Here is a 12,342-nt window from a genome sequence, read left to right as displayed (position 1 = left end):
CTTACCCGCCCTTCCGGCAAATTACTTGACACCTAAAGTATCTAGGCCTACTCTGAGCTTACGGATTGAGCGAGGAAGCGAGCATGCGCATTGTTTGCATCGGCGGCGGGCCAGCCGGACTGTACTTCGGCCTGTTGATGAAGCGGCGTCACCCGGACTACGAGATCAGCGTGATCGAGCGGAACCGGCCTTACGATACGTTCGGCTGGGGCGTGGTGTTCTCGGACCAGACGCTCGGCAATCTGCGCGCGGCGGACCCGGAAAGCGCCGCTGAAATCCTCGACGCGTTCAATCACTGGGACGACATCGAAATCCATTTTCGCGGCCATGCGGTGCGCTCGTCGGGCCACGGCTTTTGCGGTATCGGACGCAAACGCCTGCTCAATATCCTGCAGGCACGCTGCGAGCAGCTTGGCGTCAAGCTGGTATTCGAATCGCAGATCAGCGACGACGACGTGCAGAACGCCGACCTCATCATCGCCAGCGATGGTCTGAATAGCGCCACGCGCCAGAAATACGCCCATACCTATCAGCCCGATATCGATCTGCGCGATTGCCGCTTCGTTTGGCTCGGCACATCGAAGCTGTTCGACGCCTTTACATTCGCATTCGAAGAAACTGAATTCGGCTGGTTTCAGGCGCACGCCTATCGCTTCGACGACAACACCTCTACGTTTATCGTCGAAACACCGGAGCACGTCTGGCGTGCCGCGGGCCTTGAGGAGATGAGCAAGGAAGACAGCATCGCCTTTTGCGAAAAGCTGTTTGCGCGTTATCTCGACGGCCACGCGTTGCGCTCGAACGCCTCGCATCTGCGCGGCTCCTCGCAATGGATCCGCTTTCCGCGCGTGGTGAATCGCGAGTGGGTGCATTGGAAAACCGCCGCCGATGGCAACGCCGTTCCCGTCGTGCTGATGGGCGATGCGGCGCACACGGCGCATTTCTCGATTGGCTCCGGCACCAAGCTGGCGCTTGAAGACGCCATCGAACTCGCGAACAGTCTGGACACGCATCCCGGCGACCTGCGCGCCGCGCTGCATCACTACACGAGCGTGCGCAGCGTCGATGTTCTGCGAATCCAGAACGCCGCGCGCAATTCAACCGAATGGTTCGAGCACGTCGATCGTTACGCGAAGTTCGAGCCTGAACAGTTTGCGTATTCGCTACTTACGCGCTCGCAGCGCATCTCGCACGAGAATTTGCGTGAGCGGGACGCCCAGTATCTCGGCGGCTTCGAAGCGTGGCTTGCGCAGCGCGCAGGCGCTGAGGCGCGCGCCGTACCGCCGATGTTTACGCCTTATACGCTGCGCGGCGTTACGCTCAAGAACCGCGTGGTCGTGTCGCCGATGGCGCAATATTCCGCGCACGACGGCGTTGCGGGCGACTATCACCTGATGCACCTGGGCGCGCGTGCGATGGGCGGCGCGGGGCTCGTGATGACCGAAATGACCTGCGTCTCGCCTGAGGCGCGCATCACGCCCGCCTGCCCCGGTATGTACACGCCGGAGCACCTGAGTGCGTGGAAGCGCATCGTCGATTTCGTGCATGCGCAGTCCGATGCGAAGATCGGCATCCAGTTAGGCCATTCCGGCGCGAAGGGTTCGACGCGCGTGGCGTGGGAAGGCATCGATCAGCCGCTCGACGATGGCAACTGGCCGCTCGTCTCGGCTTCGCCCCTGCAATATCTGCGCGGTGTGAGCCAGTGGTCGCACGAAGCCAGCGAAGACGAACTACGCGAGATCGAAGCGCAATTCGTGCGCTCGACCCAGATGGCCGCCGAAGCCGGCTTCGATTGGCTCGAATTGCACTGCGCACACGGCTATCTGCTGTCGGGCTTTCTTTCGCCGCTCACGAACCAGCGCACGGATCAATACGGCGGCTCGCTCGAGAATCGCCTGCGTTACCCGCTGCAGGTGTTCAAGGCGATGCGCGCGGTATGGCCGCAGGACAAGCCGATTTCCGTGCGGATCTCCGCGCACGACTGGGTCGAAGGCGGCATGACGCCGGACGATGCAGTGGATATCGCGCGCGCGTTCAAAGACGCCGGCGCGGACATGATCGACGTGTCGTCGGGCCAGGTCAGCAAGGACGAAAAGCCCGTATTCGGCCGGATGTTCCAGACGCCGTTCGCGGACCGTATCCGCAACGAAGCCGGTATTGCCACAATCGCGGTGGGAGCGATTTCTGAGGCTGACCACGTCAACGGCATTATCGCGGCAGGCCGGGCAGACCTCTGCGCGGTGGCGCGTCCACATCTGGCCAATCCGGCGTGGACGCTCAACGAGGCCGCAAAAATAGGCTATTTCGATGTGATGTGGCCGCATCAATACACCGCCGCAAAGACTCAACTCGAACGCAATATCGAGCGCGAACGCGCTGCTGCGGCGGCCGCAGCGGGTCTTTCGCCGCTGGAACGCGCGCAGCGCGCCGAAGGGACGGTGTGAGCATGAGCAAATTGACATTGAACGAATGCCACGCTGTGGTAACCGGCGGCGGCAGCGGTATTGGCGCAGCGACGGCGGCCATGCTGTTACGCGCGGGCGCACGCGTCACGCTCATGGGCCGCGATGCGGCCAAGCTGCAAACGCAGCGCTGGGCATTGGGCGGCGGAGAAAATATCGCCTGTGTCAGTGTCGATGTGGCCGATGAAGAGTCGGTCGATTCCGCCTTCGCACACGCTGTCAAAGGCCTCGGCGCAATCGATATTCTCGTGAACAACGCGGGCCAGGCGACGGCCGCGCCGTTCGTGCAGACCGATCTTGCGCTCTGGAAGCGCATGCTCGACGTCAATCTCACGGGCGCTTTCCTGTGCACGCGCGCCGTATTGCCCGCGATGCTGGCGAAGAAAAGCGGGCGCATCGTCAATGTGGCGAGCACGGCGGGCCAGGTTGGCTATCCGTATGTGGCCGCGTATTGCGCCTCGAAACATGGGGTTATCGGCATGACGCGCGCGCTTGCACTCGAAGTGGCAACGCAAGGCGTGACGGTCAATGCGGTCTGCCCTGGCTATACGGAAACGGAATTGTTGCAGGCTTCACTGGAGCAGATCACGCGCAAGACCTCGCGCAGCGAGGCCGAGGCGCGTAGCATCCTCGTGCGCCACAATCCGCAGCAGCGCTTCGTGCAGCCCGACGAAGTCGCCAATGCGGTGCTATGGCTCTGCGCACCCGGATCGTCCGCGATCACCGGGCAATCGATATCCGTTTCCGGTGGAGAAATCACATGACCTCGCCCCTGCCCTCCCGCAAGCATGCGGCCGCCAAAGTCACGCGCAAGGGCGTCGAAAAACCCGCAGAAAATGTGGTCGATATGGAAATGAGCACCGGCGCCGACAGCCATATGGGCCTGCGCCTGTGGCTGCGCCTGCTCACCACGACCAATCTGGTGCAAGCCGAACTGCGCCGCCGCCTGCGCACGGATTTCGACACCACCTTGCCTCGCTTCGACCTGATGGCCCAGTTGGAGCGGCATCCAGAAGGACTCCGAATGACTGAGCTGTCACGCCGCCTGATGGTGACGGGCGGCAACGTCACCGGCATTACCGATCAGCTGGAAAAAGAAGGCCTCGTCGTGCGCGACGTCGATCCCGACGACCGACGCTCCACTGCCGTACGGCTCACGCCCGAGGGACGCGCCACGTTCGACCGCATGGCGGCGGCGCACGAACAATGGGTCGTGGAAATGTTCGGCGGCCTTTCGCTCGACGAGAAAGCGAAAATGCACGACCGTCTTGGCAAGCTCAAACAGCATTTGCGCAAGAGCCTCGAAAGCTAGCCGCCTGCCACGACGGGCGCGCAATCAGCGCAATCAGGGCAATCGAAGACATCTGGAAGGAGACACATCTTGACGACAGAACGCTCCCGTGCGGACGCGCTTTTTGCGGGTAACCGCACGACGCTCGCCGGTTACGAGGCGACGCATTTCGGCTGGTCGGTCGATGCGCGCGTCGCGACGATTACGCTGAATCGCCCCGAGCGCAAGAATCCGCTGACGTTCGAATCGTATGCGGAACTGCGCGACCTGTTTCGTCAACTCGTCTACGCAACGGATGTGAAAGCGGTCGTGTTGCACGGCGCCGGCGAAAACTTCTGCTCGGGCGGCGACGTGCACGACATCATCGGACCGCTCGTCGATCTGCCGATGCCCGAGTTGCTGATGTTCACGCGCATGACTGGCGACCTCGTGAAATCCATGCGTCATTGTCCGCAGCCGATCATCGCTGCAGTGGACGGAGTGTGTGCGGGCGCGGGCGCGATTCTCGCGATGGCTGCCGATATGCGCTACGCGACGGCACGCAGCAAGCTGGCGTTCCTGTTCACGCGCGTGGGTCTCGCGGGTTGCGATATGGGTGCGTGCGCGATCCTGCCGCGCATCATTGGTCAAGGGCGTGCAGCAGAACTGCTCTACACGGGCCGCTCCGCAAGCGGTGAGGAGGGCCATGCATGGGGCTTCTACAACCGCCTGTGCGAACCTGAATCGTTGCTAGCCGAGGCACAGAAACTCGCTGGCGATCTCGCATCAGGGCCGACCTTCGCGCATGGCATCACCAAGAAGATGCTGCATCAGGAATGGACCATGAGCATCGACGAGGCGATCGAATCCGAAGCACAGGCGCAGGCGATCTGCATGGCGACGCGGGATTTCGGCCGCGCGTACGAAGCCTTTGCCGCGAAGTCGCGTCCGGTATTCAAGGGGGATTGAGCACGTGAATGCATTGAAAGAATCGGCTGAAGAGCAACTGCGCGGCGCGCTGGCGTGGCCGTTCTTCGAAGACCGGCACCGCACGCTCGCAGCGGATGTAGAGGCGTGGGCGCGCGAACATCTCGCGCATGTGCCGCACGACGACGTCGACAATACCTGCCGCGCGCTGGTGCGCAAGCTGGGCGCCGCGGGCTGGCTGCGTTACGGCGTGGGCGGCACCGCTTACGGCGGCCATGGCGACACGATCGATACGCGCGCCGTCTGTTTGCTGCGCGAAACGCTGGCGAAGCATTCGGGCCTCGCCGATTTTGCGCTTGCGATGCAGGGTCTTGGATCGGGCGCGATCTCGCTCGCGGGCAACGACGCGCAGAAGGCCCGCTATCTGCCGCGTGTTGCGCAAGGTGAAGCGATCGCCGCGTTTGCGCTCTCCGAGCCGAACGCGGGCTCGGACGTGGCGGCAATGGCACTCGCTGCGCGCGATGACGGCGAACACTATGTGCTCGACGGCGAGAAAACGTGGATCTCGAACGGCGGCATCGCGGACTTCTATGTGGTTTTCGCCCGTACCGGTGAAGCGCCTGGCGCGCGCGGTATCAGCGCCTTCATCGTCGATGCCGATACGCCTGGGCTGGAAATCGCCGAGCGCATCGACGTGATCGCACCGCATCCGCTCGCCCGTCTGCGCTTTACCAATGCGCGCGTGAGCAAGCAGCAATTGCTGGGAACGCCGGGCGAAGGCTTCAAGATCGCCATGCGTACGCTCGATATCTTTCGCACCTCGGTGGCGGCGGCTTCGCTTGGATTTGCGCGCCGGGCGATGGACGAAGGGCTTGCGCGCGCGGCGTCGCGCAAGATGTTCAATCATACGCTCGGCGATTTTCAACTGACGCAGGCGAAGCTCGCGCAAATGGCGCTCACTATCGACAGCAGCGCCCTGCTCGTTTATCGCGCCGCGTGGCTGCGCGATCAGGGCGTGAGCGTAACGCGCGAAGCGGCGATGGCGAAATGGCAGGCGAGCGAAGGTGCGCAGCAGGTGATCGACGCAGCCGTGCAACTGTGGGGCGGTATGGGCGTGCAAAGCGGTCAGGTGGTCGAATCGCTCTACCGCGAGATCCGTTCGCTGCGGATTTATGAAGGCGCGACCGAAGTGCAGCAACTGATAGTCGGACGCGATCTGTTGAAGGAATATCACGCGGCTCATGAGGCGGCGTAACTCAAAGGCGAAACCCCTATGAAACAAGCCCTTCTCCCTGCCGGCTGGGTCAAGCCGCGCGGCTATGCCAACGGCGTCGCCGCCCGGGGAACCCAGGTGTATATCGCCGGCCAGATTGGCTGGGACGAAAACGCGCGCTTTACCAGCAGCGAATTCGGCGCGCAGGCCGTGCAGGCGCTGCGCAATATCGTGGCCGTGCTGGAGACGGCGGGCGGCAAGCCGGAACACCTCGTGCGTCTGACCTGGTATGTCGTCGACAAAAAGGAGTACCTGGCATCGCTCAAGGAGATCGGCGCAGCGTTTCGCGAGCTGATCGGCGACTACGATATCGCCATGAGCGCCGTTCAGGTGGTGGCGCTGGTGGAGGACGAGGCGAAAGTGGAAATCGAGGCAACCGCCGTGATTCCCGACGAAGCGCGCCTGTCCACCTCATAAACCGCTGCCGGCTCGCCGAGCCAGTTTGGCCGGAAAAAGCACAGCAGTACTACGCAAGAGAATCGTTCGACAAGCCAGCCGGAGTCATCATGCAACCGACCGCTCACGTGGACACTTTCGCACGCGATCATCTTCCGCCCGAGTCGCAATGGCCCGTGCTGCTGCTCGACAATGCCGATGTTGCTTATCCAGAGCGTGTCAATTGCGCGGCGGAACTGCTGGACGAGGCCATCGAGCACGGCTATGGCGAACGCCCCGCTATCTGGTCTGAGATCGATGGCAAGCCTCACGCAACGACCTATGCGCAGTTGCGTGAACTCGTCGATCGCAGCGCGTATGTACTGGTCGAAGAGATGGGCCTGCAACCCGGCAACCGCGTGCTGTTGCGCGGCCCGAACACGCTGCAGATGGCGGTGGCGCTGCTGGCCACGTTGAAAGCAGGTCTGGTGGCCGTGCCGACAATGCCGCTGCTGCGCGCGAAGGAACTCAAGCAGATCATCGACAAGGCGCGCGTTAGCGCGGCGCTCTGCGACGTGCGGCTCACCGAGGAACTGGCGCGCTGCACGAACCCGGAAGACGAATTCTTCTGCGCGGATCTCAAGCAGGTCTGCTACTTCCACGACGATGCGCCCGGAAGCCTGGAAAGCCTCGCCGCCGTCAAACCCGCCGGATTTCGCGCCTGCGATACGGCCAGCGACGATGTTTGCCTGATCGCGTTTACGAGCGGCACAACGGGCACGCCCAAAGGCTGCATGCATTTTCATCGCGACGTGCTGGCGATGTGCGATCTGTTCCCGCGCCACGTACTCAAGCCAACGGCTGACGACGTGTTTTGCGGCACGCCGCCGCTGGCGTTCACATTCGGGCTGGGCGGCCTGCTCTGCTTTCCGCTACGCGTGGGCGCCTCGACGGTGCTGATCGAAAAGCTCACGCCCGCTTTGCTGCTGCAAACCATCGAGCGATTTCGCGCGAGCGTCGTTTTCACGGCGCCTACTTTCTACCGGCAGATGGCGCCGATCGTGCGGGACGTCGATATCAGCAGCCTGCGCAAGACGGTGTCGGCAGGCGAAGCGCTGCCGCAAGGCACACGCGATCTCTGGCGCGAAGCGAGCGGCATCGAAATGATCGACGGCATTGGCGGCACAGAGATGATCCATATTTTCGTATCGTCGGCGGGCGGTGATGTGCGGCCCGGCTCGATCGGGCGAGCGGTGCCGGGCTACGTCGTGCAGGCGCTCGACGACGCGCTTCAGCCGGTGGCGCCGGGCGTGACGGGCAACCTCGCTGTGCGCGGTCCGACCGGCTGCCGCTATCTGGCCGACGATCGACAGTTGAAGTTCGTGCGCGATGGCTGGAATCTGCCCGGCGACGCAGTGTCGATCGACGCGGATGGCTACGTTTTCTACCAGGCGCGCGCCGACGACATGATTGTCTCCTCGGGCTACAACATCGCCGGGCCGGAGGTGGAGACGGTGCTGATGCAGCACCCCGCCGTTGCGGAGTGCGGCGTGACGGGCGTTCCCGACGAAATGCGTGGTCAGGTGGTGAAGGCGTTTGTGGTGCTGCGGCCCGGGTTCAAGGGCGACGAGGCGATGGTGGCGGACTTGCAGAACTTCGTGAAGAACACGGTGGCTGCGTACAAATATCCCCGGCTGGTCGCTTTTATTGACGCCCTGCCGCGTACAGAAACGGGGAAGCTCAAGCGTTCGGCGTTGAAAACGATGTGAGACGAGGATTTCGTAGGTAATACAACGTAAACCGTCAAATATCTAACAAAAAGAATAATTATTTAGACATTATTCATATAATGTCTGTATTGAAGTGTTGAGCTAATGCCATCGCTCGCATCACGACCACGCAGCGCCCTCACCGCCTGCCAGATGTCACGGAAATCGGCTCATTGATACGACATCGTGAACGTGGCTAGCCCGCGCACGGTGCCTGGGACGAGCGTGCCGGACGTGCGTACGTACTGCACGCTCAGCGGAATGCTGAACGCCCCCGCCGCCGATACGGCCGCCGACCATTGATTCAGATTGCCCGCTGCAGCCGAATCCGGACCATATGCGACCGGCACGCCGCTGTTGTTGAGGATCTGCAGACCGACACCCTTCGCCGACGAGTCGGGTGTGAGAGTCATCGTAGGCGCCACTGGCGATCGCGGCCACAAAGATGCGCGGTCGCAGACGGAGCGTAAGCGCCTGAGCAAGGCCGTCTACAACAACGAGCTTCCATCCGGTAAAGTCAACTCGCTACGGCCTCGCGTGACATAGATCTTCAGGGCAATGCCATAACCTTCTCTGCCGGGAAGGCAACCAGCGAAAGCGCAGGTGTGACGCTGGAACTTCCGACCACCCAACGGGCATAGGCGATGACGTTCGGACGCCCATCGGTGTAGACGAGACCCGGCGTCAGAGGAAACACTTCCGCGTTGTCGCGTCCGGGCCGGCCGATGTGAACACCATTGACGAAAAGCTCGCCCGGCTGAGCCTCCACGGGTATCGGGACGCCAAGAGGCAAGCGAACACCCGCGGGCGCCGTGACGCTGAACGTTGTCCGATACCAGCCAACCTGCCCCCTGGGCACACTGCCGTCCGGAAGCCTGACGGATGCCCAGCCCGCATCGGAATATTCAGGTTTGTACCAGCCGTTGCGCTCGCCCGTCAGGCCGGAAGCGTTCGGATAGTCCGCCGGATTGCCGCCCTGAATCTTCCAGGCGATGCCACCATAAATGCCTTCGGTGGGCGGCATCGACAAACCGCCAATGCCCGCGACCGACGGCGTTTCACCCAGAATCGTCCAGCCACAGAGCGAACCCCATCCGATGTAGTCGATGCCCGCCCATGCGCTTCTGGAGCAGTTGCCGGCGCTGTGCAAGATGGGGGCCCCCGATGAGGTCGAGCAGGTAGTCAATTCAGCGCTGGCCGGTATTGCACTGCGTCCGGTGTCGCGGCTGCCAGCCGCAATTCCGGTTCGCATCGAGAACCAGTATTTCGCGGTGGACAGTTCAGATGCGGCGTTCAAGCGGATGATCGCCGCGCGCGCCTGCCAGATCTATCTTCCAGCCTCGATCCCCGAAGCCGAGCTTGAACTCTATGCGGTGCTGCCGTCATGAACATCGCCACAGCGCAATCCAACACGGATCTGTTGCCTGTCGCCCTGCGCGACACGGCCAGCATCGTTGTGGCTCTTCGCAGGGGAAATCCGCCTTCGCTGCATACCCTACGCGAAGAATGTGATGGCCAGATCGTACGACTGCGCGAGGAGTTGTTGCGGCGCGGTCAGCCTCATGACGTGATCGATGACGCGCTCTATGCGCAGTGCGCACTGCTCGATGAGGCGGCGCTCAAGGGTCTGCATGGCGAGGCGCGCGATACGTGGGAGCGCGAACCCCTACAGGTCGGCGTGTTCGGGCGTAACGATGCGGGCGAGGAATTGCTGCGTCGGATCGGCCAGCGCCTACGAGAACCGAGACCTGTACTTCCACTGCTCGCGATCTTCGCCGCAGTTCTCAAACTTGGGTTCACGGGGCGTTTTGCCGTGAATGAGGCCGAAGCGCGCACAAAACTCATCCGCTCGATTGACGGGCGACTTGAGCGCGCCGTCGATGGTGCAATGCCCGACTACTCTGGACCGGTGGTGGTGAGCCCTTCCAATTGGCGCAGGCGTCGTCTGTCGCCGCTCGCCTGGGTGCTGGTTGCGTGCGTTGCCGCAGGATTCGTCTGGCTCGCCATCGACCGGTGGCTGGTCTCCTCGATCGCTGGCATGGGGCACTAAGACACGCATGCGTACTGGACCAGGACTCTTTGAGCGGATTACGGGGCATTTTGCCGACGGCTCAGCCGCGAGAGATTTCTCGCAAGAGGATCAGACTTTCTTTTCGGTGCGGGACAACATCGAGCGCATCTTGAACAGCCGGCGCGGCTCTCTTGCGCACCTGCCGGATTTCGGCCTCGATGACCTGTCAGAAATATATCGGCACCTGCCGTCGTCTACGCATCAGCTGCGCAATGCGATCGAGTCAACCTTGCTCAAATACGAGCCGCGTCTGAAGAAAGTCGAAATTGAAGTGCAGACTCCGGAACCAGGCATCATGGTCAGCTTCACGATGAAGTGCCATTTGCACAAGGAAGGGCTCGTGCGCTTCGATACGGTATTCACGCCGGATGGCAGGACACGCCTGAAAATGCTGCAGGCGGTGCTTGACCGGTATTAATGGCGCACAGACCGTAATTCAACTCTAAATGGAGACGCAACATGGGAGTGATGTTGGCAATCAAGGGCAACAGGACGACCACTGGTGGAGAGGTTCTGGATGCTGACGAGTCCTTCTCGGACGAGAACGGTGGGCTGGCGAAGGACGGTGGACTGGCCTCCTGCGGACTCTGCGGACACCTTGGCCCCATGCTGGGTACCGCGAAAGGCTGGGGGCTGACGAGCACGACTGCCGTGAAAGATGGCGATATCGTGGCATGCCAGTGTCCGCGTGGCACAAATCGCGTGATCGCCCGTTCGGACTACTACGACGAATAGATATCGCTAGCAATCGGCTTGAGAAAAAGCGGGAGCCGACGTGGCACCCGATACCTAAAACCTCATAGCGTCAGAGTCAGCATGCGGGCCGGATCCAGAACGGTCATTTCACCTTGCAGTTCGGCGATCTGGCGAGTGAGTCCCGTTTTGTCGGCGTCCTTGCGGCTGGTCGCGGTCTTGAATGCGCGAACGAGCTGAAGCTTGACCTCGAACACGAGTGCAGGATCCCAGCGCGCGAGTGGCAGGGATTTCGTCGATGCATCCAGTTCGAGAAGGAGCGCCATGGCTGCGTCGACACGCTCTGCATGACCAGCCAGGCGCGCCATCACGAAGCGCTGCAGGAAACGATGACGCTCGGTCTTCATGCCGGGTAGACTTTCGAGCCACCCGAAGGCCGCTTCGATACCGTCGCGGCTGTAGATATCCCTCGCCTGCGCTTCGATTTCAGGCCAGTCTCCGGTTCCCCCTTCCTCGCTGTGCGCCGACACCGGCAGAGGCGCGACCGCTTCTCCCGCTTCCAGATCACGCACCACGGCGTGCCGGGCGATCCATTCAAGCGTCGTGTCATCGGCAAATGGCGTGCCATCGTTAAACGCCAGGCGCTCGATACCTGGCAATCGCTCCAGGAAAAGCGCGAAGTCCGCGCGCAATAGTTCGCGCCAGGCGTTATACGGCGCGCCAGCATGATCGAGTGCAACGTGCTGGAAATACTGCAGGTCGAACCACAGGTGATTGACCCCTTCCATGAACGCACCCTCGACGCGCTCAAGCAGTTCATTCCAATGCTTCTGCAAGACGAGCCGCCTCATCTGGGCACGCAAATCGGCGCGTGGGGGCACAAGCCGAGTGCGTGAGGCCGCATCCGCCGGCGGCACGTCGTGGAGGGTGTCCCAGCGCACGCAGCGCACGAGTCGCACCGACGGCAGATAGCCCTGTTCCTGGTCGCTTAGCCACGCCGCCATCCTTCGCGTCTGCTCCAACAGGTCGCGTGTCGAAGAGATTGCGCTGGACGTACCTCCTGCCGTCATGGGCGGCGAAGAGACAGGTGGCGTGTCCGAGGCAAAGCCAGTCGGTTCTTCCTGGCGTTCAAATCGCGAAACGAGCGCCTGCAGATTTGGGCGCGCAGCTTCGGACCAGGCGTGCGTCTGTGTGACAAGCACATCGAGCGCCGCAAGGGAGCGTTCCAGATCAGCCGGTGCGGGCTCGCCGCGGCTCACCAGCAAGTCCATCATGCGCGTCGTGGCCAGCATCTCCAGCGCGCCTTTTTTCGCTTCGGAGCGAGCTGGCAGTACCGACTCTCCGAACCTTTCTACAAGCGCTGCGGCCAGTTCCAGCCCGTCTGCAAACCCGGCCGGCCCCGCCTGCCTCAAGCGTGCGCCGGCATAATAGCCAGCCAACCGGAGATCTTTGCCCGTTTCCTTCAGCAACTGCTCGCACGAACCCACGATCAGGGCGTCGTC

At 62.3% G+C, this 12,342-nt stretch carries 13 protein-coding genes and 1 pseudogene; 11 read left to right on the top strand and 3 right to left on the bottom strand.

The features are described from left to right. Window positions 1-83: 83 nt before the first annotated feature. The 7 genes from VG320_RS16900 (at window position 84) to VG320_RS16870 (ending at window position 8,076) form a co-directional block, all read left to right on the top strand. Entirely contained in the window at window positions 84-2,444 is a 2,361-nt protein-coding gene (locus VG320_RS16900; protein WP_327201233.1) for a bifunctional salicylyl-CoA 5-hydroxylase/oxidoreductase, read from the top strand. Window positions 2,445-2,446: 2 nt separating this feature from the next. Then, on the top strand, window positions 2,447-3,226 hold the full coding sequence (locus VG320_RS16895) for an SDR family oxidoreductase (RefSeq protein ID WP_327201232.1): 780 nt from the start codon (window positions 2,447-2,449) through the stop codon (window positions 3,224-3,226). Continuing rightward, window positions 3,223-3,774 (top strand): MarR family transcriptional regulator, encoded by a 552-nt coding sequence (locus tag VG320_RS16890; RefSeq protein ID WP_327201235.1) that lies wholly within the window; start codon window positions 3,223-3,225, stop codon window positions 3,772-3,774. Before VG320_RS16895 ends, VG320_RS16890 begins: the two co-directional genes overlap by 4 nt. 69 nt (window positions 3,775-3,843) lie before the next feature. Continuing rightward, window positions 3,844-4,701 (top strand): enoyl-CoA hydratase family protein, encoded by an 858-nt coding sequence (locus VG320_RS16885; protein ID WP_327201231.1) that lies wholly within the window; start codon window positions 3,844-3,846, stop codon window positions 4,699-4,701. Window positions 4,702-4,705: 4 nt separating this feature from the next. Continuing rightward, window positions 4,706-5,914, top strand: a complete 1,209-nt coding sequence (locus tag VG320_RS16880; protein WP_414696061.1) for an acyl-CoA dehydrogenase family protein — start codon at window positions 4,706-4,708, stop codon at window positions 5,912-5,914. 18 nt (window positions 5,915-5,932) lie between these two features. Then, window positions 5,933-6,349: a RidA family protein gene (locus VG320_RS16875; protein ID WP_327201230.1), complete on the top strand. Its 417-nt coding sequence runs from the start codon at window positions 5,933-5,935 to the stop codon at window positions 6,347-6,349. Between the two features lie 89 nt (window positions 6,350-6,438). Then, window positions 6,439-8,076: an AMP-binding protein gene (locus VG320_RS16870; protein ID WP_327201229.1), complete on the top strand. Its 1,638-nt coding sequence runs from the start codon at window positions 6,439-6,441 to the stop codon at window positions 8,074-8,076. Between the two features lie 170 nt (window positions 8,077-8,246). Here VG320_RS16870 and VG320_RS16865 read toward each other — a convergent pair whose 3' ends face one another. Both VG320_RS16865 and VG320_RS16860 read right to left on the bottom strand, forming a co-directional pair. Beyond that, window positions 8,247-8,489, bottom strand: a complete 243-nt coding sequence (locus VG320_RS16865; RefSeq protein WP_327201228.1) for a fimbrial protein — start codon at window positions 8,487-8,489, stop codon at window positions 8,247-8,249. 137 nt (window positions 8,490-8,626) lie between these two features. Further along, complete coding sequence (locus tag VG320_RS16860) at window positions 8,627-9,100, bottom strand: beta galactosidase jelly roll domain-containing protein (protein WP_327201227.1); 474 nt, start codon at window positions 9,098-9,100, stop codon at window positions 8,627-8,629. Window positions 9,101-9,179: 79 nt separating this feature from the next. On the opposite strand from VG320_RS16860, the pseudogene tssK reads away from it, so the two are divergent. From tssK to VG320_RS16840, 4 genes and pseudogenes are all read left to right on the top strand, one after another. Further along, window positions 9,180-9,464: pseudogene (gene tssK, locus VG320_RS16855) on the top strand (type VI secretion system baseplate subunit TssK); the annotation flags it as partial. Then, window positions 9,461-10,126: a DotU/TssL family secretion system protein gene (locus VG320_RS16850; RefSeq protein WP_327201226.1), complete on the top strand. Its 666-nt coding sequence runs from the start codon at window positions 9,461-9,463 to the stop codon at window positions 10,124-10,126. The pseudogene tssK and the gene VG320_RS16850, both read left to right, overlap by 4 nt. Before the next feature lie 7 nt (window positions 10,127-10,133). Then, a complete protein-coding gene (tssE, locus tag VG320_RS16845) occupies window positions 10,134-10,565 on the top strand; it encodes a type VI secretion system baseplate subunit TssE (RefSeq protein ID WP_327201225.1) in 432 nt (143 codons plus the stop codon). Between the two features lie 41 nt (window positions 10,566-10,606). After that, on the top strand, window positions 10,607-10,882 hold the full coding sequence (locus VG320_RS16840) for a PAAR domain-containing protein (RefSeq protein WP_327201224.1): 276 nt from the start codon (window positions 10,607-10,609) through the stop codon (window positions 10,880-10,882). Window positions 10,883-10,944: 62 nt separating this feature from the next. Here VG320_RS16840 and tssA read toward each other — a convergent pair. Beyond that, window positions 10,945-12,342: type VI secretion system protein TssA (gene tssA / locus VG320_RS16835; protein ID WP_327201223.1), on the bottom strand; the 1,398-nt coding region annotated here is incomplete at its 5' end.

Source organism: Paraburkholderia sp., from assembly GCF_035948235.1.
Lineage (GTDB): Bacteria > Pseudomonadota > Gammaproteobacteria > Burkholderiales > Burkholderiaceae > Paraburkholderia.
The sequence above is the reverse complement of the archived record's forward strand: the minus strand, read 5'-3'. Positions and strand labels throughout refer to the sequence as shown.